At 75.1% G+C, this 23,503-nt stretch carries 25 protein-coding genes; 21 read left to right on the forward strand and 4 right to left on the reverse strand.

The annotated features are described in order from the left end of the window. Positions 1–5: 5 nt before the first annotated feature. Both ACLQ14_RS15775 and adhP read right to left on the reverse strand, forming a co-directional pair. Positions 6–2,219 carry a RecQ family ATP-dependent DNA helicase gene (locus tag ACLQ14_RS15775; RefSeq protein WP_425814706.1) on the reverse strand — a complete coding sequence of 738 codons (2,214 nt, stop codon included), beginning with the start codon at positions 2,217–2,219 and terminating at the stop codon, positions 6–8. A gap of 70 nt (positions 2,220–2,289) precedes the next feature. Then, positions 2,290–3,318 carry an alcohol dehydrogenase AdhP gene (adhP, locus tag ACLQ14_RS15780; RefSeq protein ID WP_425814708.1) on the reverse strand — a complete coding sequence of 343 codons (1,029 nt, stop codon included), beginning with the start codon at positions 3,316–3,318 and terminating at the stop codon, positions 2,290–2,292. Between the two features lie 244 nt (positions 3,319–3,562). Between adhP and ACLQ14_RS15785 the strand changes: the two genes are divergently transcribed. The 6 genes from ACLQ14_RS15785 to ACLQ14_RS15810 all read left to right on the forward strand — a co-directional run bounded on the left by ACLQ14_RS15785 (position 3,563) and on the right by ACLQ14_RS15810 (position 8,102). After that, positions 3,563–4,729: a histidinol-phosphate transaminase gene (locus ACLQ14_RS15785; protein ID WP_425814786.1), complete on the forward strand. Its 1,167-nt coding sequence runs from the start codon at positions 3,563–3,565 to the stop codon at positions 4,727–4,729. Further along, positions 4,726–5,391 (forward strand): imidazoleglycerol-phosphate dehydratase HisB, encoded by a 666-nt coding sequence (gene hisB, locus ACLQ14_RS15790; RefSeq protein ID WP_425814709.1) that lies wholly within the window; start codon positions 4,726–4,728, stop codon positions 5,389–5,391. Before ACLQ14_RS15785 ends, hisB begins: the two co-directional genes overlap by 4 nt. Beyond that, positions 5,388–5,876, forward strand: coding sequence for a hypothetical protein (locus tag ACLQ14_RS15795; RefSeq protein ID WP_425814710.1), 489 nt, complete (start codon positions 5,388–5,390; stop codon positions 5,874–5,876). The genes hisB and ACLQ14_RS15795 overlap by 4 nt, the downstream gene beginning before the upstream one ends. Further along, complete coding sequence (gene hisH, locus ACLQ14_RS15800) at positions 5,873–6,550, forward strand: imidazole glycerol phosphate synthase subunit HisH (protein ID WP_425814712.1); 678 nt, start codon at positions 5,873–5,875, stop codon at positions 6,548–6,550. The genes ACLQ14_RS15795 and hisH overlap by 4 nt, the downstream gene beginning before the upstream one ends. A gap of 86 nt (positions 6,551–6,636) precedes the next feature. Further along, a complete protein-coding gene (priA, locus tag ACLQ14_RS15805) occupies positions 6,637–7,368 on the forward strand; it encodes a bifunctional 1-(5-phosphoribosyl)-5-((5-phosphoribosylamino)methylideneamino)imidazole-4-carboxamide isomerase/phosphoribosylanthranilate isomerase PriA (protein ID WP_425814714.1) in 732 nt (243 codons plus the stop codon). After that, positions 7,365–8,102, forward strand: coding sequence for an SseB family protein (locus ACLQ14_RS15810; protein ID WP_425814716.1), 738 nt, complete (start codon positions 7,365–7,367; stop codon positions 8,100–8,102). Before priA ends, ACLQ14_RS15810 begins: the two co-directional genes overlap by 4 nt. Positions 8,103–8,122: 20 nt before the next feature. On the opposite strand, the gene ACLQ14_RS15815 is transcribed toward ACLQ14_RS15810, so the two are convergent. Beyond that, positions 8,123–8,818, reverse strand: coding sequence for a hypothetical protein (locus ACLQ14_RS15815; RefSeq protein ID WP_425814718.1), 696 nt, complete (start codon positions 8,816–8,818; stop codon positions 8,123–8,125). 167 nt (positions 8,819–8,985) lie between these two features. Between ACLQ14_RS15815 and ACLQ14_RS15820 the strand changes: the two genes are divergently transcribed. Continuing rightward, positions 8,986–9,708, forward strand: a complete 723-nt coding sequence (locus tag ACLQ14_RS15820; RefSeq protein ID WP_425814720.1) for a hypothetical protein — start codon at positions 8,986–8,988, stop codon at positions 9,706–9,708. A 15-nt stretch (positions 9,709–9,723) separates the two neighbouring features. On the opposite strand, the gene ACLQ14_RS15825 is transcribed toward ACLQ14_RS15820, so the two are convergent. Next, a complete protein-coding gene (locus ACLQ14_RS15825; protein ID WP_425814722.1) occupies positions 9,724–10,119 on the reverse strand; it encodes a DUF1844 domain-containing protein in 396 nt (131 codons plus the stop codon). A 409-nt stretch (positions 10,120–10,528) separates the two neighbouring features. Here ACLQ14_RS15825 and infC point away from each other — a divergent pair, with 409 nt between their 5' ends. The 14 genes from infC to ACLQ14_RS15895 all read left to right on the forward strand — a co-directional run bounded on the left by infC (position 10,529) and on the right by ACLQ14_RS15895 (position 23,478). Continuing rightward, positions 10,529–11,575, forward strand: coding sequence for a translation initiation factor IF-3 (infC, locus tag ACLQ14_RS15830; RefSeq protein ID WP_425814788.1), 1,047 nt, complete (start codon positions 10,529–10,531; stop codon positions 11,573–11,575). Positions 11,576–11,660: 85 nt separating this feature from the next. Further along, complete coding sequence (gene rpmI, locus ACLQ14_RS15835) at positions 11,661–11,855, forward strand: 50S ribosomal protein L35 (protein ID WP_425814724.1); 195 nt, start codon at positions 11,661–11,663, stop codon at positions 11,853–11,855. Between the two features lie 97 nt (positions 11,856–11,952). Further along, positions 11,953–12,339 (forward strand): 50S ribosomal protein L20, encoded by a 387-nt coding sequence (rplT, locus tag ACLQ14_RS15840; protein ID WP_425814726.1) that lies wholly within the window; start codon positions 11,953–11,955, stop codon positions 12,337–12,339. Between the two features lie 98 nt (positions 12,340–12,437). After that, on the forward strand, positions 12,438–13,283 hold the full coding sequence (locus tag ACLQ14_RS15845) for a TrmH family RNA methyltransferase (protein WP_425814728.1): 846 nt from the start codon (positions 12,438–12,440) through the stop codon (positions 13,281–13,283). Positions 13,284–13,366: 83 nt separating this feature from the next. Continuing rightward, positions 13,367–13,840, forward strand: coding sequence for a nitroreductase/quinone reductase family protein (locus tag ACLQ14_RS15850; protein ID WP_425814730.1), 474 nt, complete (start codon positions 13,367–13,369; stop codon positions 13,838–13,840). A 7-nt stretch (positions 13,841–13,847) separates the two neighbouring features. Continuing rightward, complete coding sequence (locus ACLQ14_RS15855; protein WP_425814732.1) at positions 13,848–14,369, forward strand: RrF2 family transcriptional regulator; 522 nt, start codon at positions 13,848–13,850, stop codon at positions 14,367–14,369. A gap of 129 nt (positions 14,370–14,498) precedes the next feature. Beyond that, the gene (locus ACLQ14_RS15860; protein WP_425814734.1) at positions 14,499–15,509 is read left to right on the forward strand and encodes an extracellular solute-binding protein; all 1,011 of its coding nucleotides are present in this window, start codon (positions 14,499–14,501) and stop codon (positions 15,507–15,509) included. Then, positions 15,506–16,423, forward strand: coding sequence for a sulfate ABC transporter permease subunit CysT (cysT, locus tag ACLQ14_RS15865; RefSeq protein ID WP_425814736.1), 918 nt, complete (start codon positions 15,506–15,508; stop codon positions 16,421–16,423). The genes ACLQ14_RS15860 and cysT overlap by 4 nt, the downstream gene beginning before the upstream one ends. Continuing rightward, complete coding sequence (locus tag ACLQ14_RS15870; protein WP_425814738.1) at positions 16,416–17,264, forward strand: sulfate ABC transporter permease subunit; 849 nt, start codon at positions 16,416–16,418, stop codon at positions 17,262–17,264. Before cysT ends, ACLQ14_RS15870 begins: the two co-directional genes overlap by 8 nt. Continuing rightward, complete coding sequence (locus tag ACLQ14_RS15875) at positions 17,261–18,265, forward strand: sulfate/molybdate ABC transporter ATP-binding protein (protein ID WP_425814740.1); 1,005 nt, start codon at positions 17,261–17,263, stop codon at positions 18,263–18,265. Before ACLQ14_RS15870 ends, ACLQ14_RS15875 begins: the two co-directional genes overlap by 4 nt. Next, on the forward strand, positions 18,234–18,845 hold the full coding sequence (thpR, locus tag ACLQ14_RS15880; RefSeq protein ID WP_425814742.1) for an RNA 2',3'-cyclic phosphodiesterase: 612 nt from the start codon (positions 18,234–18,236) through the stop codon (positions 18,843–18,845). Before ACLQ14_RS15875 ends, thpR begins: the two co-directional genes overlap by 32 nt. A 250-nt stretch (positions 18,846–19,095) precedes the next feature. Continuing rightward, entirely contained in the window at positions 19,096–20,220 is a 1,125-nt protein-coding gene (pheS, locus tag ACLQ14_RS15885; protein WP_425814744.1) for a phenylalanine--tRNA ligase subunit alpha, read from the forward strand. Next, positions 20,220–22,829: a phenylalanine--tRNA ligase subunit beta gene (pheT, locus tag ACLQ14_RS15890; protein ID WP_425814746.1), complete on the forward strand. Its 2,610-nt coding sequence runs from the start codon at positions 20,220–20,222 to the stop codon at positions 22,827–22,829. The genes pheS and pheT overlap by 1 nt, the downstream gene beginning before the upstream one ends. A 25-nt stretch (positions 22,830–22,854) precedes the next feature. After that, entirely contained in the window at positions 22,855–23,478 is a 624-nt protein-coding gene (locus tag ACLQ14_RS15895) for an alpha/beta family hydrolase (RefSeq protein ID WP_425814748.1), read from the forward strand. The last annotated feature ends 25 nt before the right edge of the window (positions 23,479–23,503 follow it).

Consider the following 23,503-nt stretch of genomic DNA (forward strand, 5'->3'; position numbering starts at 1 on the left):
CGCGATCAGCCCACGGCGAGGACGAACGGCAGCACCCCGGTCGCTCCCGCGCGCCGCAGGGCGCGCGCGACCACCGTGAGCGTCCAGCCCGAGTCCGTGCGGTCGTCGACGAGCAGGACCCGTTTGCCGGCGACGTCGAGCCCGTCGTCGGCGCCGAGACGCCGGACGACACCCGCGAGCCGGGCCGCGGAGTTCACGTCGTGGCCGGTCGGCTCCTCGCGGCCGACGACGGGTCCGACGGAGCCGGCGAGCGGAACGCCGAGGTAGCGGGCGAGTCCGCCCGCGAGGTGCCCGACGAGCTGCGGGCGGGTCGCCGAGCGCACCCCGACCACGCAGTCGACGGTCCCGGCGCCGTCGGGCCCGAGCCAGTCGTCGAGCACCCGCACGGCCGCGGTGCGCAGCGGGACGGGGGTCTCGCCGTCGGGCGCGTCCGGCGCGAACAGGTCGCGCAGCGGGCCGGACCAGCCGAGGCCGTCGAGGCGAGCCACCGCGCGCCCCGTCTCGGCGCGCTCGTCCGGGTCGATCCGCCCGCGGAGGTCGACGCCCAGGGACTCCATGCCGCTCGGCCACTGCCGCCGCGCCACCACCTCGACGCCCGGGCGGTCGAGGTCGTGGCGTGCCTCCGCGACGGCGTCGGGATCCGGCGCGCCCGGCAGCTCGACACCGCCGCAGCGGTCGCAGCGCCCGCACCGCCACCCCGGCTCGAGCTCGGGGTCGTCGAGGACGGCGCGGAGGAACGCCATGCGGCAGCCGGGCGTGCGCTCGTAGTCGAGCATGGCGCGCTGCTCGTCCCCCCGCGTCGCTGCGACGCGGGCGTACCGCTCGGCGTCGTACTCCCACGGCCGGCCCGTGGCCACCCAGCCGCCCGTCACGCGGCGGACCGCGCCGTCGACGTCGAGGACCTTCAGCATCTGCTCGAGGCGGGAGCGCTTGAGATCGACGTGCGTCTCGAGCTGCGCCACCGACATCGGGTGCCCGTCCGGCGCGGAGCCGAGGACGTCGAGCACCACGCGCACCTTCGGCTCGGGCGGGAACCCCAGCGAGTCGAAGTACTCCCAGATCCGCTGGTCCTCGGTCCCGGGCAGCAGGACGACCACGGCGCGCTCGACCCCGCGCCCGGCGCGCCCGACCTGCTGGTAGTACGCGATCGGCGACGACGGGGCGCCGAGGTGGATGACGAACGCGAGGTCCGGCTTGTCGAAGCCCATGCCGAGGGCGCTGGTCGCGACGAGCGCGGTGACGCGGTTCTCCTTGAGGTCGGCCTCGAGGGCCTCGCGCTCGGCGGGGTCGGTCTGTCCCGTGTACGCGGCGACGGCGAGCCCGGTCGCGCGCAGCTGGCTCGCGACCTGCTCCGCCTGCGACACCGTGAGGCAGTAGACGATCCCCGAGCCGGGCGCGTCCTGCAGCACCTCGGCCAGCCACGCGAGCCGCGTCGAGGGGTCGGGCAGGTCGACGACGGCCAGGTGGAGCGACGCCCGGTCGAGCGCGCCACGCAGCACGAGGACGTCGGCACCGGCACCCTGGACGGCCATGCCGTCGGCACGCACGCCCAGCTGCTCGGCGACGTCCGCGACGACGCGCGCGTTCGCGGTGGCGGTCGTGGCGAGCACCGGGATCCCGACGGGCAGGTCGGCGAGCAGCGTGCGGATGCGCCGGTAGTCGGGGCGGAAGTCGTGGCCCCAGTCGGACACGCAGTGCGCCTCGTCGACGACCACGAGCCCCGCGTCGGCGGCGAGCCGGGGGAGCACCTCGTCGCGGAACGCCGGGTTGTTGAGGCGCTCCGGCGAGCACAGCAGCACGTCGACCTCGCCCGCGGCGATGGCCGCGTGGATCTGGTCCCACTCGGTCACGTTCGACGAGTTGATCGTCACGGCCCGGATGCCGGCACGCTGCGCGGCGGAGACCTGGTCGCGCATGAGCGCGAGCAGCGGGGACACGAGCACGGTCGGCCCGGCGCCGCGCGCCCGCAGCAGGGCGGTCGCGACGAAGTACACGGCGGACTTGCCCCAACCGGTCCGCTGCACGACGAGGGCGCGACGCGCGTCGGCGACGAGCGCCTCGACAGCGCGCCACTGGTCCTCGCGCAGCGCGACGTCGTCGCGCCCGACGAGCGCTCGCAGGACTCCCTCGGCCTCCTCGCGCAGCGCGGCGCGGTCCGTGGGCGCGGCCCGGAGCGCGGTCGGGGTGTCGGGGGTCGGGTCCGTGGTAGGCACGTTCACCCGGTCGACTCTACGGGCGACCGCCGACGCGCCGGCCGCGTCCTCCACAGCGCGCGGCGGGGACGGGACGTCACGACATGTCCATCACGACGCGCCCGTCGATGCCGCCGTCCTCCATCTCCGTGAAGATCGCGTTGATGTCCGCGAGCGGGCGGACGGTGTAGGTCGGCTTGACGAGCCCGCGGGCGAAGAAGTCGATCGCCTCGCTCATGTCCTTGCGCGTGCCCACGATCGACCCGCGCACGGTCAGCCCGAACAGCACGGTGGTGAAGATGTCGAGCGGGAACTTCTCCGGCGGAAGGCCGACGAGCGACACGGTGCCGCCCCGGCGCAGCGCGCCGACCGCCTGCGGGAACGCGTGCGCGTTGACGGCCGTCACGAGCGCGCCGTGGACGCCGCCACCCGTCTTCTCCTGCAGCTCCGCCGCAGGGTCGCGCGACCTCGCCGCGTTCACGACGACCTCGGCGCCGTGCCTGCGCGCGAGCTCGAGCTTGTCGTCGGCGACGTCGACGGCCGCGACGCGGCGCCCCATGGCGACGGCGTACTGGACGGCGATGTGCCCGAGCCCGCCGATGCCGGAGATCAGGACCCACTCGCCCGGCTGGGTGTCGGTGACCTTCAGGCCCTTGTAGACCGTGACGCCGGCGCACAGGATCGGGCCGACCGCGGACAGCTCGACGCCGTCGGGGACGACCGGGCAGTAGCGCGAGTCGACGAGCATGTACTGGCCGAACGAGCCGTCGACCGAGTAGCCGCCGGTCTCCTGGTTCGGGCAGAGCGTCTCCCAGCCCGTCTCGCAGTACTCGCACTCGCCGCACGCCGACCACAGCCACGCGTTGCCGACCGTGTCGCCGACGGCCACGCGGGTGACCGAGTCGCCGACCGCGACGACCGTCCCGACCCCCTCGTGCCCCGGCACGAACGGCGGGGTGGGCTTGACCGGCCAGTCGCCGTGCGCCGCGTGCAGGTCGGTGTGGCACACGCCGGTGTAGTCGACCTTGACGAGCGCCTCGAACGGCCCGGGGTCGGGCACGTCGATCTCGTCGATCGAGAGCGGGTCGGTGAAGCCGTGCACGACGGCGGCACGCATGGTGGACACGTCGACCTCCCGGGGGGTCGGCCCGCCGTCGGTCGGGGGGCCTTGGCTCCGCGGCCCCGTCCGTCCGGGGGCCTCCTTCCACCGTGGCATCGCGGGCTGCGCGCCGCGCGGCGCGATGCCGGCAAGTGCCGCAGGTCAGGTGCCCGCGTGCCGGACGTCACGTCGGTGCCCCGGGCGTCCTCCGTAGACTGGGCCCGTGACTCCCACGCTGCCCGCGCCGTCGTCCGTGCCGCCCGCCCCGGGCGTGCGGCACCAGGGCGCGGCGACCACCGGCGGGCGCCTGCCCGTGCGGCCCGACCTCGCCGACGAGGTCCCGTACGGTGCCCCTCAGCTCGACGTGCCGGTGCTGCTCAACGTCAACGAGAACCCGTACCAGCCGTCGGACGCCGTGGTCGCGAGCATCGCGCGCCGCGTCACGGAGGCGGCGCACGGCCTGAACCGCTACCCGGACCGCGAGTTCCTGGGGCTGCGGGCGGACCTGGCCGACTACCTCGCGGTGGAGTCGGGGGTGCGCCTCCAGCCCGAGCAGCTCTGGGCGGCCAACGGCTCGAACGAGATCATGCTGCAGCTGCTCCAGGCCTTCGGCGGCCCGGGGCGCTCGGTCCTGTCCTTCGCGCCCACCTACTCGATGTACCCCGAGTACGCGCGCGACGCGATGACGGGGTGGGTCGCGGGCCGGCGCGAGGACGACTTCACGCTCGAGCCCGAGCGCGCCGCCGCGACCGTCGCGGAGGTCCGGCCCGCCGTCGTCCTGCTGGCGAGCCCCAACAACCCGACCGGCACCGCGCTGCCGCTCGCCACGGTCGAGGCCGTGCTCGACGCCGCGGCGCGGGTCGAGGTCGACGGCTCGGGCGCGTCGCCCGTCGTGGTCGTCGACGAGGCGTACGGCGAGTTCCGACGCCGCGGCGTCCCGAGCGCGCTCGAGCTGCTGGCGGACCACCCGAACCTCGCGGTCTCGCGCACGATGTCGAAGGCGTTCGGGATGGCGGGCGCGCGCGTCGGGTACCTGGCGGCGTCGCGCGCGCTCGTCGACGCGCTGCGCGTGGTCCGGCTGCCGTACCACCTGTCGGCGGTGACGCAGGCCGTCGCGCGGGCCGCGCTCGAGCACGCGGACGAGCTCATGGCGCAGGTGGGGTCGCTGCGGGCCGAGCGCGACGCGACGGCCGAGTGGCTGCGCGGCCGGCTCCTCGACGGCCGCCCGCTCGACGTCGCGGACTCGGACGCCAACTTCGTCCTGTTCGGCCGCTTCGCCGACCGCCACGCGGTCTGGCAGGGGATGCTCGACGCGGGGGTCCTGATCCGCGAGGTCGGGCCCGAGGGCTGGTTGCGGGTGTCGATCGGCACGCCGCAGGAGATGGAGACGTTCAAGGCCGCCCTCGTGCGGGTGGCCGGTCTGGAGGAGGCACGATGAGCGCACCGACCCCCGCCGCGGCGACGGGCGCGGCCCCGAGCGCCGGCGACCAGGCGCAGCCGGGGCACCGGACCGCCCGCGTCGAGCGTGCGACGAGCGAGTCGAGCGTCGTCGTCGAGCTGGACCTCGACGGGTCCGGCCGCACCGACGTGTCGACGAGCGTCCCGTTCTTCGACCACATGCTCACGGCCCTCGGCAAGCACGCGCTGTTCGACCTCACGGTCCGCGCGACCGGCGACACCCACATCGACGTGCACCACACGGTCGAGGACACGGCGATCGTCCTGGGTGAGGCGCTGCGCCAGGCGCTCGGCGACAAGCGCGGCATCTCCCGCTTCGGCGACGCGACCGTCCCGCTCGACGAGGCGCTCGCGCTCGCGGTCGTCGACGTGTCCGGCCGGCCGTACCTCGTGCACTCGGGCGAGCCCGAGGGCCAGGAGTACCACCTGATCGGGGGCCACTTCACGGGCTCGCTCACGCGGCACGTGCTCGAGTCGCTCGCGCACCACGCGGGGATCTGCCTGCACGTGCGCGTGCTCGCGGGGCGCGACCCGCACCACGTCGTCGAGGCGCAGTTCAAGGCCCTGGCCCGTGCGCTGCGCGTGGCCGTCGCGCTCGACCCGCGCGTCGAGGGCGTCCCGTCGACGAAGGGCGCGCTGTGAGCGACACGACCGGGGCGGCGGCGGTGCCCGTGACCGAGAAGCCGGTGCGCGCCGTCGTCGTGACGCAGCTCGGTGCCGCGGAGCCGGTGGCCGCGATGTGCGCGATCGCCGGGCTGCCGGTGGACGCGGTGCTCTCCGGCGTCGGCGTGCTCGTCTGGTGCCGGGACACGAGCGAGGGCGCGCCCGAGCGGGTCGCGGCGACCCTGACGCGCGCGACGGCGGGCCTGCCCGCGGTCCTGCTGGTGCACCGCGACGACCGGATCGTCGCGCACACGTGGCTCGACGGCGCGGCCGGCGACGAGCTGGCCGCCGGCCTCGCGCTCGACGGCGCCCCCGAGGCGCTCTCGAACCTCCTGCTCGGCACCGAGACGGTCGACGACTTCCCCGGGGTCGTGACGAGTGTCGGCGTGGGACGGCTCAAGGCGATGCGCATGATGGCCAAGGCCGGGCGCACGGCGCGACGCGACCGGAAGAAGGCCCAGTGAGCGACGCGAGCACCTCGCCGCGACCGAGCGTCGTCGTCCTCGACTACGGCTTCGGCAACGTCCGCTCCGCCGTGCGCGCGCTCGAGCGCGTGGGGGCACAGGTCGAGCTGACGCACGACCGCGCTGTCGCCGAGCGGGCCGACGGGCTCGTGGTGCCGGGGGTCGGGGCGTTCGCCGCCTGCATGGCGGGGCTGCGCGCGGTGCGCGGCGACGAGGTCGTGGGGCGCCGGCTCGCGGGCGGACGCCCGGTCCTCGGCATCTGCGTCGGGATGCAGATCCTCTTCGACGCGGGCGACGAGCACGGCGTCGTGACCGAGGGCATGGGGGAGTGGCCGGGCACCGTCCGGCGCCTCGACGCCCCCGTGGTGCCGCACATGGGCTGGGCCACGGTGGAGCCCGCCACCGAGTCGCGCCTCTTCGCCGGCGTCGAGCACGAGCGGTTCTACTTCGTGCACTCGTACGCCGCCCAGGAGTTCCCGCTCGAGGCCGACATCCCGGAGGACTCGCCGTTCGCACGCAGCACGATCCGCCCTCTGGTCACGTGGGCGGCGCACGGCAGCCGGTTCGTGGCGGCCGTCGAGAACGGCCCCCTGTCCGCCACCCAGTTCCACCCCGAGAAGTCCGGCGACGCCGGCGCGCACCTCCTGGAGAACTGGGTCGCGACCCTGCGCTGACCCGTCCCGGCCCCCTGGCCGCTGTATCCGTAGCGATCCGTAGCACCCCGACCGGCCCCCGGTCCCGAACCCCTGGAGCACCCTCGATGACCGATCGCCTCGTGCTGCTGCCCGCCGTCGACGTCGCGGACGGGCAGGCCGTCCGCCTCGTGCAGGGCGCGGCCGGCTCGGAGACGTCGTACGGAGACCCGCTGACCGCCGCGCTCGACTGGCAGGCGGGCGGCGCCGAGTGGGTCCACCTCGTCGACCTCGACGCGGCGTTCGGCCGCGGGTCGAACGCCGAGCTCCTCGCGGAGGTCGTGGGACGCCTGGACGTGCAGGTCGAGCTCTCGGGCGGCATCCGCGACGACGCGAGCCTCGAGCGGGCCCTCGCGACCGGCTGCCGCCGGGTGAACCTCGGCACGGCCGCGCTCGAGAACCCGGAGTGGACGGCACGGGTGATCGCTGAGCACGGCGACCGCGTCGCCGTCGGGCTGGACGTGCGCGGCACGACGCTCGCCGCCCGGGGCTGGACCGAGGAGGGCGGGGACCTCTGGGAGGTCCTCGAGCGGCTGGAGGCGGCGGGCTGCGCCCGGTACGTCGTGACCGACGTGACCAAGGACGGGACGCTGCGCGGGCCCAACCTCGACCTGCTGCGCGACGTCGCCGCCCGCACCCAGGCGCCCGTCGTCGCGTCGGGCGGCATCTCGAGCCTCGCCGACCTCGAGGCGCTGCGCGAGCTCGTCCCCGCCGGGGTGGAGGGCACGATCGTCGGCAAGGCCCTCTACGCCGGGGCCTTCACGCTGCCCCAGGCGCTCGACGTCGCGGGCCGGCCGTGAGCGCGCCGACCGGCGGCCGCGCGCTGCCGCCGTCGTCCGGTTTCGCCGGCGACGACGGCTCCGCGGACGGCGAGCTCGCCCGCCTGCTCTCGTCGTACACGGCGGGGGAGGGGGCGCTCCGGGACGTGGTCGCACGCCTCGCCGCCACCCGCGTCCTCGTGCCCGTGCTCGCTGAGCTGGGCGAGCTCGGGGAGACCGAGGACGGCCTCCACGTCGACAAGGAGGCATCGGCCGGGGTCGTCGCGCTCGAGGCGCCCGACGGCCGCCGCGCGCTGCCGGTGTTCACGTCCGTCGCGGCCATGACGGCATGGCGGCCCGACGCGCGGCCGGTACCCGTCGAGGCGCCGCGCGCCGCGCTGTCCGCCGTGAGCGAGGACTGGGCGCTCCTGGTGATCGACCCGGCCGGGCCGGCGACGGTGCTCGTGCCGCGGCCCGCGGTCTGGGCGCTCGCGCAGGGCAAGCCGTGGCGCCCGGCGGTCGAGGACGGGGTCGTCGACCCCGAGGTTGCCGCCGCCGTCTCGTCGGCGGTCGCCCCGCTCCAGCACGTGGCGAGCGTCGGCGCCGAGCCGGGGCGCACCGCGGAGGTCGCCGTCGTGCTGCGGCTCGACCCGGGCCTGGACCGCGCGGGCCTGGACGGCGTGCTCGCGGCCGTGAACGCCCGGCTCGGCGCGAGCGACGTCGTCGGCGAGCGGGTCGACTCGCTCGAGCTCCGCATCGGCGCCGCGCGGCCCTGAGGCCACGACGCCGCTCGGCGTCAGCGGCGGCGGCGGTGGCCGATGGCCCAGGCGAGCGCGACCGCCGCGACCGCAGCGACGGCCTGCCCGCCCACGATCGTGCGGTTGAGGTCGAACACGGGGATCCACCGGGTGCTGCCGTTCTCCACGACCACGACGCCGACCGGCCTGACCCGGACGCCGTACGCCCCGGCGCCCGCACCGGCCTCGCCGCGCGCGTCCCCGCGGGCCTCGCCCGTCGCCTCGCCGCGCGCCTCGGCCTGGAGGTCGCCCTTCGCCTCGGCGTGAGCGTCGCCGTTCGCGCCGCTCTCGCCCGGGGGGCGGGCGTCGTCGGGCGCGGTGGGGACCAGCTCCCGTGACTCCTCGCCGGACTCCTCGGCGCCCCCGGTGTCCGCGGCGCCCACCTGTCGGCTCGCAGAGAAGGACCGCTGGCGCAGGAACGAGAGGCTACCGCGACCCGACCCTCGCCCCGTCCCCCCGCCCGAGCCCTTGCCCGTCCCGTTGCCGGAACCGCTGCCGCTGCCTGCGCCCGAGCCGTTGCCGGCCCCACCGCCCGCACCCGTGCCGGCCGCGCCCATCACCCGCGCCACGGGGATGACGAGCGTCCCCTGGTGCTCGTAGGCCTGGCCGAACACGCGTCCGACCGTGAAGGAGTCGTCGGCGGCCTGCGTGAGGCGGCCGAGATCAGGGGTCCATTCGCGCTCGTCGTCGCTCATGTCGCCCACGCTACGAGCAGCGGGGCGACGCGGCGCGCCGACGCGCCAGCGCGGCCCTCACGGCGCAGATTCCGAGCGGGCCCCGTGCCACCGCTGGGCCGCGTGGTAGCGTCCGCCGACGCCGCGCCCGCGGCGGCGCAGCGACGACGCTCCGAGAGGACCTCACGATGGGCGACCCCACCCCCGCAAGCGGCCCGGACACCCCCTCCAGCACGACGGCGGGCGGAGGTGGGGACGCCCCGGGTGCCGAGGTCCTCACGGCCGAGGCGCCCTCGACCGGCGCCCCCGCCCAGGACACCGCGCCGTCGTCGTCGCCGGCCGGCTGGGGCGCGCCCGCGGGCTGGGCTACGCCCGGGGCCGACGGCGCGGCGGAGGCCGCCGGAGCGGCTGCCGCAGGGGCGGCCCAGCGGCGCCGGGCCGTCACGCAGTTCGGGATCGCTATCGCCCTCGTGGTGGTCGGCCTGGTGACGACGTTCGCGGCGTCCGGCTCGGGTGGCGGCATCGTCTGGACCGGGGCGTTCCTCGTCGCGGCAGGCCTCCTCGTGCGCGCCGTCCTGTCCTACCGGGCGTCGGTCCGGGCGGGGGCGTCGTCGGTGGCCCGGGACCGGCCCCTCCTCGCGGGCGCGGCCGTGGTCGTGGTCGCGTGCGTCGTCGCCGGGGGCCTGGCGGTCGCGAAGCTCGGCGAGAGCGACAAGGACGCGCACGCCTCGACGGGGGTCGGCTCCTGCTGGAAGGAGGACTCCGGCGACATGCTCGTGCCGGTGGACTGCTCGCACGACCACGCGTACGTCGGCACGAAGGTCGTCGACGAGGACAGCCAGTGCGACGACGAGGCCGTGGGCACCGTGGCGTCGGACGACGGCCGCGAGCTCTGCCTCGACCCCGCGTGACCCGCGTGTCGCGGGTCAGACCACCGAGCCCGTGAACTTCTCGCCCGGGCCGTCGCCGGGGGCGTCGGGGTAGACGGAGGCCTCGCGGAACGCGAGCTGCAGCGAGCGGAGCCCGTCGCGCAGGGAGCGCGCGTGCTGGTTGCCGAGGTCGGGGGCGCTTGCTGTGACGAGGGCGGCGAGCGCGTTGATGAGCTTGCGCGCCTCGTCGAGGTCGAGGTGCTCCCGGGCGTCCGCGTCCTCGGCGAGGCCGCACTTCACGGCCGCTGCGCTCATGAGGTGGACGGCGGCCGTCGTGATGACCTCCACGGCGTTGACGTCGGCGATGTCGCGGGTCGCCTGCGCGACGGCGTCGGTGGCGTCGGTGGTGTCGCGCTGGCCGCCCGCGGGCGGGGTCGGGGAGTCGGTGCTCATGGCACCATCGTCCCATCCTGCGGTCGTCGTCCGTGCCCGGGCGCGGACGGACCGGCGCCGCGGCTCTGGTAGAGTTGGTGGCTGACCGACTCGTGCGCATGGGTTGCTGGCCGAAATGGCGACGGAACTCGAGCGCGAGTACGCAAGTGGATTCGTCCCACCCGGGTCTCGACCGACGGCTCACGCCGCGACGGAGGCCGGGTCAGTCGCCGGGCACGTTCCTTCGGGAACCGCCCGGTTCCGTGCTGCGGCACCCCGTCGGGGGCCGGCGGCTCGGTGACGGCCTCCGCCTGCGTCCAGGTTCGGGGGCCTTTCCCGTTCCTGGCTGTCTGCCATCACGACTGCCAAGGAGCCAGACATCAGCGAGCCTCGCATCAACGATCGGATCCGTGTCCCCGAGGTCCGACTCATCGGTCCCGACGGGGAGCAGGTCGGAGTCGTCCGCACCGAGGTCGCCCTGCGTCTTGCGCAGGACGCCGATCTCGACCTGGTCGAGGTCGCCCCCGACGCCCGCCCGCCCGTGTGCAAGCTCATGGACTTCGGAAAGTTCAAGTACGAAGCCGACATGAAGGCGCGCGAGGCGCGGCGCAACCAGGCGAACACGGTTCTCAAGGAGATCCGGTTCCGCCTCAAGATCGACCCGCACGACTACGAGACGAAGAAGGGCCACGTCGTCCGCTTCCTCTCGGCAGGCGACAAGGTCAAGGTCATGATCATGTTCCGCGGCCGCGAGCAGTCGCGCCCGGAGATGGGTATGCGCCTCCTCCAGCGTCTTGCGCAGGACGTCGCCGACCTGGGCTTCGTCGAGAGCTCGCCCAAGCAGGACGGGCGCAACATGACGATGGTGCTCGGACCGGTGAAGAAGAAGGCCGACGCCAAGACCGAGCAGCGTCGCCGCTCGACCGAGATCGACGCGGGTCGTATGACGAAGTCCGAGCGCAAGGCCGCCGAGCGCGCGACCGACGAGCCGACCGACGAGACGGCCGAGGAGTTCGTGGCCGAGGAGTTCGTGGCCGAGGCACCGGCCGAGGTCGAGGCGCCTGTGGCTGCTGCTCCCGTCGTGGAGCCCGCGGCCGTCGAGCCCGAGCCGACGCCGGCAGCCGAGCCCGAGGCGCCCGCCGCCGAGAAGCCGGCGGCCGCCGAGAAGCCCGTGCCTGCGAAGGCGGCGCCCGCGAAGCCGGCCGCTACCTCCAAGCCGGCCGCTACCTCCAAGCCGGCCGCTACCTCCAAGCCCGCCGCGTCCGCCAAGCCGGCTGCCGCGAAGCCGGCGACGGCGAAGCCCGCGGCCGAGCGGTCGGCTTCGGCCGCACCCCGCCCCGCGACGCCCAGGCCGGCCGCCACGCCCAGGCCCGCGACGCCGAGCGCTCCCCGCGCGGCGGCGCCCAAGCCCGCAGCCCCGCCGAAGCCCGCACCGCGCCCCGGCGCGCGACCGGGCGGCGGAGCGGCGAAGGGCTGACCCCCTGACATGGGCCGCGTCCGCGCGGCCCGCACCCGTCGGGCACCTCCCGGTGCCCGGCCAGACCCGAGGAGAGACGGCAGCCATGCCGAAGAACAAGACGCACTCCGGCGCGAAGAAGCGGTTCCGCAGCACCGGTAGCGGCAAGCTCATGCGCGAGCAGACGAACGCGCGGCACTACCTCGAGCACAAGTCGAGCCGCCGCACCCGTCGTCTGGCGCAGGACCAGGTCGTCGCCCCCGCCGACGTCTCGAAGATCAAGAAGCTGCTCGGCAAGTGAGACCCCGGGCCGGCTCACCCCGCCGGCCCTGTCAGCTCGAGCCACTAGCCGAGCTCGACGCCTCACACCCTGAGCCCCGAAACCCAAGGAGCATCACGTGGCACGCGTGAAGCGGGCGGTCAACGCCCACAAGAAGCGCCGTACGACCCTCGAGCGCGCCAGCGGCTACCGCGGCCAGCGCTCGCGTCTGTACCGCAAGGCCAAGGAGCAGGTCACCCACTCGCTCGTCTACTCCTACCGCGACCGCAAGGCGCGCAAGGGTGACTTCCGCAAGCTGTGGATCCAGCGCATCAACGCTGCGTCCCGCGCGCAGGGCCTGACCTACAACCGCCTCATCCAGGGGCTCAAGGCCGCTGGCGTCGAGGTTGACCGTCGCGTGCTCGCGGACCTGGCCGTCAACGACGTCGCGACGTTCAACGCGCTCGTCCAGGTCGCCAAGGACGCTCTGCCCGAGGACGTCAACGCGCCCAAGGCCGCAGCCTGACCCGCGACATCCCGGGGCGCGCGTCCGACGCGCGCCCCCCGGACGCCCGGTCGGCGTCCGCACCTGCCCCCGCGCTGCGCAACCCGCGCAGCGACCGGGTGCGGCAGGTGCGGGCGCTGGCCGGGCGTTCCGTCCGTTCGCGCACCGGGCGGTTCCTCGTCGAGGGCCCGCAGGCGGTGCGCGAGGCGGTCCGGTGCGCGCCCGAGCGCGTCGTGGACGTCTACCTGACGCCGGCCGCCGCGGAGCGGTACCCGGAGATCGTCGACGCGTCCCGCGACGCGGGCCTCTGGCTGCACGAGGCGTCCGACGACGTGCTCACCACGATGAGTGCCGACGCCCAGGGGGTGCTTGCGGTCGCGCGGGCCTGGAGCACGGCGCTCGACGACGTCCTGCCTGCGTCCGGCGGGCACGAGGCGGCGGACGCGCCGGCCCGTGGCCCGCGCCTGGTCGCGCTGCTGTCGTCGGTCCGCGATCCCGGAAACGCGGGCACCGTGATCCGCGCGGCCGACGCCGCGGGCGCGGACCTCGTCGTGCTGGCGACGGGTTCGGTGGAGCCGTTCAACCCCAAGGTCGTGCGGTCGACGGCCGGCTCGCTGTTCCACCTGCCGGTCGTGACGGGCGTCGCGGTCGAGGACGCCGTCGCTGCACTCCGCGCGGCCGGACTCACGGTCCTGGCGGCCGACGGCGGCGGCGAGCACGACCTCGACGACCTCGCGGACCTCGCGGGCAGGGCGGTGGACGATCCCTCCGCTGCCGGTGCCCCGCCGGACCTTCGCGCGCCGACCGCCTGGCTGTTCGGCACCGAGGCGCAGGGCCTGTCCGACGGCGAGCTCGCGCTCGCCGACGCGAGCGTACGGGTGCCGATCCGGGGCCGCGCCGAGTCGCTGAACCTCGCCACCGCGGCGACCGTCTGCCTCTACGCGTCGAGCCGCGCGCAGCGCTGACGAGGTTCGCCCGCCTGCGGACTTCCGCGCGTCGGGCGGACCTGCCACGATCGAACGGTCGGGCCGACCACGGGAGGCCGATCGTGACCGACCAGGACGCCGGGCCCGGACCCGGCCGCACGCCGCGCCTGCCGCCGCGCTGGTTCGTCCGCAGCGCGTGGGTCGTCCACCGCGGGTACTACCGCGTCACGGGCGGGCGTCGCGGCCTCTGGCGACCGCAGCCCGACAAGTGGGGCACGCTGCTGCTCCGGACGACCGGGCGTCGCAGCGGCCAGGAGCACGCCGTGATCGTCGCCTACTTCGAGGACGGCGCGAACCTCGTCACGCTCGCGATGAACGGCTGGGCCGCGCCCGAGCCGGCCTGGTGGCTGAACCTCCGGGCGGAGCCGGACGCCGCCGTCGTCATGCGGGACGGCCCGCGCGACGTGAGGGCGCGGGAGGCCGAGGGCGAGGAGCGCGAGCGTCACTGGGCGACCTTCCGGCAGCTCGGGACGGATGTCGACGGCTTCTCCGTGCGCCGTCCGCACACGGCCGTCGTCGTCCTCGAACCCCGATAATGACGGGGTGCGCATCTCGTCGAAGTCCGACTCGGCCGTCCGTGCGTGCGTCGAGCTCGCGGCGCGGCACGAGGCGGGGACCCCGTTCATCAAGGCGACGACGGTCGCCGAGGCCCAGGACATCTCGCTGTCGTTCGTGCTCGTGATCCTCAACGAGCTCAAGCAGGCCGGGCTCGTGGAGAGCCGGCGTGGCTCGGACGGCGGCTACCGGCTGGTCGCTCCGCCCGACCGGATCGTCGTGGCCGACGTCGTGCGGGCGATCGACGGCCCGCTCGCGAACGTCGCCGGCAGCCACGTCGAGGACGTGGAGTACGGGGGAGCGGCGGGCTCGGTGCGGGACCTCTGGGTCGCCCTGCGGGCCGCGATCCGGAGCGTGCTCGACGAGGTGACGCTGCACGACCTGGCCGCGGGGAGGATCCCGCCGCAGGTCGCAGCCCTGATCCGCGACGACGACGCGTGGCGGACGCGCCCGAACCGCCGGGCCGCCGGGAGCGTCCTCGGGCGCTCGGCGCCGCCGGCGAAGGAGTAGCCCCGGCGTCGCCGAGACGTGAGACAAACGTCCGGATGCTGGACGCCTTCTTGATGCAACCGGTCAAGAAGGGTTGGGTGTGCATACCCGGCGCCGCCGGGACGATCCCACGAGTCCGAAGGACACACCATGACCCGCACGCACCAGCGCCCTGCTGCCCGAGCCGCCGTCGTCGCCGCGACCGCCGCCCTCGCGCTGGGACTCGCCGCGTGCTCGGGGTCGAGCTCCGCGGCCGACAAGGTCGCCGTCGTCGGGTACTCGGTCCCGCAGCCGGCGTACGATGCCCTGGAGGCGGCCTTCCAGAAGACCGACGCCGGCAAGGGCGTGACGTTCACGTCGTCGTTCGGCGCGAGCGGCTCGCAGTCCAAGGCCGTCGCCGCCGGGCAGAAGGCCGACTACGTCGCGTTCTCGGTCGGCCCGGACGTCCAGAACCTCGTGCCTGCCAAGGTCGACGCCGGCTGGGACGCGGACGCGACCAAGGGCAACGTCTCCGACTCGGTCGTCGTGATCGTGACCCGCAAGGGCAACCCGGTGCACATCGCCGGCTGGGACGACCTGGTCAAGCCCGGCGTGAAGATCGTCACGGCCGACCCGGCGTCCTCGGGCTCGGCCAAGTGGAACATCCTCGCGGCCTACGAGCACGAGGTCGCGACGGGCGGGTCGGAGGCCGACGCGAAGGCGTACCTCACGAAGTTCTTCGGCAACACCGTCTCGCGGGCCTCGAGCGGCGCCGTCGCGCTGACGCAGTTCCTCGGCGGGACGGGCGACGTGCTCATCTCCTACGAGAACGAGGCCATCGCGGCCCGACAGGCGGGCAACGACGTCGACTACGTCGTCCCCGACGACACGTTCCTGATCGAGAACCCGGCGGCCGTCACCAAGACCGCGGGGGAGCCGGCCAAGAACTTCCTCGCCTTCGTGAAGTCCGACGACGGCCAGAAGATCTTCGCGAGCAAGGGCTTCCGTCCCGTCTCGACGACGGTCGAGGTCGGCACGGTCGAGGGCGCGAACGACCCCGCGAAGCCGTTCCCCACCCCCGAGCACGTCACGACCATCGCCGACCTCGGCGGCTGGGACGCCGTCAACAAGAAGTTCTTCGGCGACGCCGGCCTCGTGACCGCGATCGAGGGCGCCTCGTGACCCTCGCCACCCAGGCGCCCGACCGGCCGGCCACCGTCTCAGCAGAGACGGGGGCCGGCCCTCGGCCGCATCGGGACCGGGCCGGCCGGGAGCAGGGGGGCCGAGCGCTGCGGCGTCTGCGACCTGCGACGGCGACCGGGCTCGGCCTCGTCACGCTGTGGCTCAGCCTGGTGGTCCTCATCCCGCTCGCGGCCGTCGTCGTCACCGGCGCGCAGGGGGGCTGGTCGGGATTCGTCGCCGCCGTCACCTCGCCCGCGGCGTTGTCCGCGCTGACGCTCTCGGCCGGGTTGTCGCTCGCGGTCGCGGTCGTCAACGGCGTCGTCGGCACGACGATCGCCTGGGTCCTCGTGCGCGACCCGTTCCCCGGGTCCCGGCTCCTCGACCACGTGATCGACGTCCCGTTCGCGCTCCCGACGATCGTGACCGGCGTCGTGATGATCGCGCTCTACGGCCCCGCCTCGCCCGTGGGGATCGACCTCGTGGGCACACGGGTCGGGATCTTCGTGGCCCTCCTGTTCGTCACGCTGCCGTTCACGGTGCGGACCGTGCAGCCGGTGCTCGCCGCGCTCGACCGCGACGCCGAGCAGGCCGCGGCGTCGCTCGGCGCGTCGGGGGCGACGGTGTTCCGGCGGGTGGTGCTCCCCGTGATCGGGCCAGCCGTCGTGTCGGGCGCGTCGCTCGCGTTCGCCCGGGCGCTCGGCGAGTACGGCTCGCTCGTGCTGATCTCGAGCAACATCCCGAAGCAGACGCAGGTCGCCTCGGCGCTCATCTACGGCAAGCTCGAGGACGCCACCAACCCCGTCCGGTCGACGCAGCAGGCGGCGTCGCTCGCCATCGTGCTGCTGGCGGTCAGCGTGCTGGTGCTCGTCGCGGTCGAGGTCTTCCAGCGGAAGGGGGCGCGGCGCCATGGCTGAGCTCACGACCATGGCACCCGCGGCGCCCGTCGGAGAGCCGCGCGCCGGGCGCCGGGTCGTCCGGACGCTCGTCGTCGCCTACGTCGCCGCCCTCGTCGTCCTGCCGGTCGGGGTGCTGGTGTGGCGGGCCTTCGCCCCCGGCCTGGACGCCTTCGTCCAGGCCGTGACCGACCCGCTCGCCGTCCACGCCTTCCGGATGACCGCCGAGGTGGCGCTGATCTCGGTGGCGTTCACGACCGTGCTGGGCACGATCGCGGCCTTCCTCATCGCCCGCTCGGGCCTGCCCGGGATGCGCGTCCTCGACGCGCTGCTGGGGCTGCCCGTGTCGGTGTCACCGATCGTCGTCGGGCTCGCGCTGATCCTCGTGTACGGGAGCACGGGGTGGTTCGGCGGCGCGCTCGCGTCGGCGGGGATCCAGGTGATCCTGTCCGTGCCGGGGATGGTGCTCGCGACGATGTTCGTCTCGATGCCCCTCGTCACCCGCGCGATCGTCCCGGTCCTCGTGGCGCGTGGCACCGACCAGGAGCAGGCAGCCGAGTCGCTCGGTGCGAGCGCGGTCGTCCGGTTCTGGCGGATCACGCTCCCCGGCATCCGCACCGCCCTCGTGACCGGCGTCGTGCTCGCGCTCGCGCGCAGCATCGGCGAGTACGGCGCGGTCCTCGTGGTCTCCGGCAACATCCAGGGCGAGACGGAGACCGCGACGCTCCGCGTCGACACGCTCTACCAGACGCTCCTGCAGCCCGACGCGGCGTACGCCGTGACCTTCGTCCTCGTAGCCGTCGCGGTCCTCACGATCGTCGCGACGAGCCTGCTCCGCCGCGCCCAGAAAGGCACCCGATGAGCATCCAGGTCCGCGGCCTGACCAAGCGGTTCGGCTCGTTCGTCGCGCTCGACGACGTCGACGTCACCGTCCGCTCCGGCACTCTCACCGCGCTGCTCGGCCCGTCCGGCGGGGGCAAGACGACGCTCCTGCGCGTGATCGCGGGCCTCGAGCAGGCCGACGCCGGCGCCGTGGTGATCGACGACCGGGACGCGACGCGTGTGCCCGCGAGGCGGCGCGACGTCGGCTTCGTGTTCCAGCACTACGCGCCGTTCGGGCACCTCAGCGTCGCCCGGAACGTGGCGTTCGGGCTCGAGATCCGCAAGCGCCCCAAGGCCGAGATCGCGGCGCGCGTCGACGAGCTGCTGCGCCTCGTGCACCTCGAGGCGTTCGCGGACCGGCTGCCCGCGGAGCTGTCCGGCGGCCAGCGCCAGCGCATGGCCCTCGCCCGCGCGCTCGCGGTGGAGCCGAAGGTGCTGCTGCTCGACGAGCCGTTCGGCGCCCTCGACGCGACCGTCCGCAAGGAGCTGCGGCAATGGCTGCGGCGCCTGCACGACGAGGTCCACGTGACCACCGTCTTCGTGACCCACGACCAGGCCGAGGCCCTCGAGGTTGCGGACGAGATCGTCGTCGTGAACGGCGGGCGCGTGGAGCAGGTCGGGTCGCCCGACGAGGTCTACGACCGTCCCGCGAACGAGTTCGTCATGCGGTTCCTCGGCCCGACGACGTCGCTCGCCGGCCAGCTGGTGCGCCCGCACGACGTCGAGGTGCTCCGGGCCGTGGGGGCCGACGCCGTCGAGGCGGAGGTCGGCACGCTGCGGCGGGTGGGCTTCGAGGCGAGGCTCGAGGCCCACGTCGTGGGCACGGACGGCGTCGTCGACGTGCTCGGCTCGCGGTCGGACCCCGCGCTGCGGGACCTGCGCCCGGGCGACCGCGTGTGGCTGCGCGCCGTCGGGACGGGCGCCGGCGCCGACGTGGCAGCATCGTCGGGTGCGCTTGTTCGCGGCGGTGTTCCCGCCTGACCCGGTCCTCGACCACCTCGCCCTCGCGCTCGACGCGGTGGGGGCCGGCCAGGCGCTGCCCGACGCCCCCGACGGGCGCCGCGGCTCGCCCCGCTGGGTGCCGCGCGACGCCCAGCACCTGACGCTGACCTTCTACGCGGCCGTGCCCGAGGGCGCGGTACCCGAGCTGATCGAGTCGCTGGGTGACGTCGCGCGCGACACCGAGCCCTTCGAGGTGCGGCTGCGCGGCGCGGGCTCGTTCGCGGGGCGGGTGCTGTGGGTCGGCGTCGACGGCGCCACGGACGCGCTCCGCGAGCTGGCAGAGGGCTGCCTCGCGGCGAGCGTCCGTGAGGTGCCCGACGACGTCCGGCCGCACCGCGCGCACCTCACCGTCGCGCGGGCCCGCTGGGGCAGGAGCAAGGTCAGCCGCTCGCGTGACGCCTACCGGTCGCAGCTCGACCCCGCCGCGCGGGCGCTCGCCGTCTACGCGGGGCCGTCGTGGACGGTCGACGGGTTCGCGCTGATGGAGTCGCGCCCCGGCGAGGGCCCGCAGGGCGGCCCGCTGTACCGGGAGGTCGAGCGCTGGCGGTTCGCCTCGTGACGCCCCCAACCCTCGTACTCGGCGACCTGGGCGAGGTCCCTGTGCGACGATGACGGCGTGCTTCGGGGAGCGGGTCGTCGATTTCCGTGGCCCGCTCGCGGGCCGCGTCGCTGAGCTGCGACCGGGCCGTCCGGGCGGGCCGCACTAGACTTCATCGTCGGTGCGCGACGTCGCAGGTCCCTGACCTGCGCTCCCGTCGCCGCCCGCCGACCCCGATCCGGTCCCTCGCGGACCTGCACGAGAGGCACGCATGCCCAGCCCTGACCCGGCAGCCCCGGAAGCCCAGAGCGCTGCGACCGTCGCGGCCGCTGACGCCCCCGCCCCCGCCGCGCCCTCGCCGCTCGACGAGGCAGCGCTCGACGCCGCCGTCGACGCGGCGCTCGCGGACGTCGCCGCCGCGCCCGACCTGGACGCGCTCAAGACGGTCCGCACGGCGCACACCGGCGACCGCAGCGCCCTCGCGCTCGCGAACCGCGCCATCGGCGGCCTGGAGCCTGCCGACAAGGCGCGCGCCGGCAAGCTCGTCGGCCCCCGCCGCGGCCGGCTGAACCAGGCCCTCGCGGCGCGGCAGTCCGAGCTCGAGGCCGAGCGCGCGGAGCGCGTCCTCGTCGAGGAGGCCGTCGACGTGACGCTCCCGACGGACCGCGCACCGCGCGGCGCCCGCCACCCCCTCGAGCTGCTCTCGGAGCGCATCGCCGACCTCTTCGTGTCGATGGGCTGGGAGATCGCCGAAGGCCCGGAGCTCGAGGCCGAGTGGTTCAACTTCGACGCCCTGAACTTCGGTCCGGATCACCCGGCCCGGCAGATGCAGGACACCTTCTACGTCGACTCGGGCGAGCCCGGGACGCCCTCGAACCTCGTGCTGCGCACGCACACGAGCCCGGTCCAGGCGCGGACGCTGCTCGAGCGCGGCGTCCCGGTGTACATCGCGTGCCCCGGCAAGGTGTTCCGCACGGACGCGCTCGACGCGACCCACACGCCGGTGTTCCACCAGGTCGAGGGTCTCGCGATCGACAAGGGCCTCACGATGGCGCACCTCAAGGGCACGCTCGACCACTTCGCCCGCGCGATGTTCGGCCCCGAGGCGCGCACGCGCCTGCGCCCGAGCTTCTTCCCCTTCACGGAGCCGAGCGCCGAGATGGACCTCTGGTTCCCGCAGAAGAAGGGCGGCGCGGGCTGGATCGAGTGGGGCGGCTGCGGCATGGTCAACCCCAACGTCCTGCGCTCCGCCGGGATCGACCCCGAGGAGTACTCGGGCTTCGCGTTCGGCATGGGCATCGAGCGGACGCTCATGCTGCGCCACGCGATCGCTGACATGCACGACATGGTCGAGGGCGACGTCCGCTTCTCGGCCCAGTTCGGGACGGAGATCTGATGCCGTACGTCGTCACCGAGTGGCTCGGTGAGCACACCGAGCTCCCCGAGGACCTCACCGCGGAGCAGCTCGCCGCGGACCTCGTGCGCGTCGGGCTCGAGGAGGAGGCGATCCACGGGACCGACGTGACCGGTCCGGTCGTCGTCGGGCGCGTCGTCGCGATGACGCCCGAGCCGCAGAAGAACGGCAAGACGATCAACTGGTGCCAGGTCGACGTCGGCGAGCACAACGCCGTCGAGAACGTCGGGACCGACGACGAGCGCCGCGTCCCGCGCGGCATCGTCTGCGGCGCGCACAACTTCGTGGTCGGCGACGAGGTCGTCGTCGCGCTGCCGGGCGCGGTGCTCCCGGGCCCGTTCCCGATCGCGAGCCGCAAGACCTACGGGCACGTGTCCGACGGGATGATCTGCTCGGCGCGCGAGCTCGGGCTCGGGCAGGACCACGAGGGCATCATCGTGCTCGAGAAGCACGGGTTCTCCGCGGAGCTCGGGCACGACCTGACGCCCGGCTCAGACGCGATCGCGCTGCTCGGCCTCGGGCAGAAGGTCCTCGAGATCAACGTGACGCCCGACCGCGGCTACTGCTTCTCCTACCGCGGGGTGGCGCGCGAGTTCTCGCACTCGACGGGCGCGCGCTTCACCGACCCCGGGCTTCCGAGCGCGCTCGGCGCCCCGCTGCCGGCGCCGACGCCCGACGGGTTCCCCGTCGAGGTGTCCGACGACGCCCCGATCTACGGGCAGGTCGGCTGCGACCGGTTCGTCACGCGCGTGGTGCGCGGCATCGACCCGGCCGCGGTCAGCCCGCAGTGGATGCAGCGCCGCCTGACCCTGTCGGGCATGCGCCCGATCTCGCTGCCCGTCGACGTGTCCAACTACGTGATGCTCGACCTCGGCCAGCCGACGCACTGCTACGACCTGGCCAGGCTCGAGGCTCCGATCGTCGTGCGCCGGGCGCGGGCGGGCGAGCGTCTCGTCACGCTCGACGACGTCGACCGCGTGCTCGACCCCGAGGACCTGCTCATCACCGCCTCGCCCGACCTCGCGGACGGCGACGAGGGCACGCACGTCATCGGCCTCGCGGGCGTCATGGGCGGCGCCTCGACCGAGGTCTCTCCGGCAACGACGGACGTGCTCGTGGAGGCCGCGCACTTCGACCCCGTGACGATCGCGCGGACCGCGCGGCGCCACAAGCTGGCGTCGGAGGCGTCCAAGCGGTTCGAGCGCGGCGTGGACCCGCAGCTCGCGCCGGTCGCCGCGCAGCGCGTGGTCGACCTGCTCGTGGAGTACGGCGGCGGGACCGTCGACCCCGCCGTGAGCGACCTCGACCGCACGACGGCGCCCGCCCCGATCCTGTTCCCGGTCGCGGAGGCCGAGCGGCTCACGGGCGTCGCCTACCCGCCGGAGCGCGTCGGCGAGCTGCTCGCCCTGATCGGCTGCGGCGTCGAGAACTCCGGCGAGCGGGGGGTGCTGCGCGTCGTGCCGCCGAGCTGGCGCCCCGACCTCACCACGCCCGCCGACCTCGTCGAGGAGGTGGCCCGGCTCGACGGGTACGACAACATCCCGACCCTCCTGCCGCCGTCGCCGGCCGGGACGGGACTCACGCCCGCGCAGCGCGGACGCCGGACGGTGGCCCGCGCGCTCGCCGACGCGGGCTTCGTCGAGGTGCTGACGTACCCGTTCGTCGCCGACGCTCAGCTGGACGCGCTGCTGATCGACGCCGACGACCCGCGCCGGCGCGCGGTGCGGCTGGTCAACCCGCTGTCGGACGAGCAGAGCGCGATGCGCACCTCGCTGCTCGTCACGCTGCTGCAGGCGGTCCGGCGCAACGTCGGCCGCGGCCTGGCGGACGTGGCCGTCGTCGAGCAGGGCCTCGTGACGCGGCCGGGCGCGGGTGCGCTCACCGCGCCGTCGCTGCCGGGCGGGGCCCGCCCCACCGAGGAGCAGCTCGCCGCGCTCGAGGCCGCGCTGCCCGACCAGCCGCGTCACGTGGCCGGCGTGCTGGCGGGCGAGCACGTGCCCACCGGCTGGTGGGGCGGCGGTCGCCGCGCGGACTGGGCCGATGCCGTCGAGGCCGTGCGCGTCGTCGCGGAGACCCTCCGCGTTCCCGTCGTCGTCGCGGCCGACCCGGACGAGCGCCCGTTCCACCCGGGCCGCTGCGCGCGGGTGACGCTCACCGACGGCACGCTCGTCGGGCACGCGGGCGAGCTGCACCCGCAGGTCGTCGAGAACCTCGACCTGCCCGCGCGCACCGTGGCCTTCGAGCTCGACCTCGACGTCCTGCTCGACGCCGCGCCCGCGGAGCCGGTCGAGGCCACGCCGGTCTCGGCGTTCCCGGCCGCCAAGGAGGACGTCGCGCTCGTCGTCGACGACGCCGTCCCGGCCGCGGACGTGCGGGCGGCCGTCGCGCGCGGGGCGGGCGAGCTGCTCGAGGACCTGCGCCTGTTCGACGTCTTCACCGGGCCGCAGGTGGGCGAGGGCAAGAAGTCGCTCGCGTTCTCGCTGCGGCTGCGGGCCGCCGACCGCACGCTCACGGCCGAGGACATCGTCCGGGTGCGCGAGGGCGTCGTCAGCGCAGCGGCCGAGGCGGTCGGGGCGGCGCTGCGCGCCTGACGGACGGTCGGACGGAAGGAGCGCCGTGGCGCGCGCGACGCGGCTCGAGGTGCCCACCGCCCAGGGTCCGGGCGAGCTCGTGCTCGACCGGCCGGCGGGGGCCCCGCGCGGCGTGCTGATGCTCGGGCACGGCGCGGGCGGGGGTGTGGACGCGCCGGACCTCGTCGCCGCGCGCGACGCGGCGCTCGCCGCCGGCCTCCTGGTCGCGCGGTTCACGCAGCCCTACCGGGTCGCGGGCCGGCGCGCACCCGCCCCTGCGGTCCAGCTCGACGCCGCGTGGCTCGAGGCGGTCGGCGTCGTGCGCCGGCGTCGCGGTCTGCGGCGGCTCCCGCTGGTCGTGGGCGGCCGGTCGTCCGGCGCGCGCGTCGCGTGCCGCACCGCCCTCGGGGCGGGAGCGGTCGGGGTCGTCGCACTCGCGTTCCCGGTCCATCCGCCGGGCAAGCCCGAGCGCAGCAGGCTCGGCGAGCTCGACGGCGCCGGCGTGCCGGCGCTCGTCGTGCAGGGGGAGCGCGACCCGTTCGGGTGCCCGCCGGACGCGTCCGGCCGCCGGGTGGTCGTCGTGCCCGGCGCGGACCACGCGCTGCGGTGCGCCGAGGCGGTCGTCGCGGAGGCCGTCACGCAGTTCCTCGAATCGGCACATCTCGCATAGTCTCCTCGGGACACGATCCACGACA

The sequence above is a fragment of the Luteimicrobium sp. DT211 genome (assembly GCF_049844995.1).
Taxonomy (GTDB): domain Bacteria; phylum Actinomycetota; class Actinomycetes; order Actinomycetales; family Cellulomonadaceae; genus Luteimicrobium.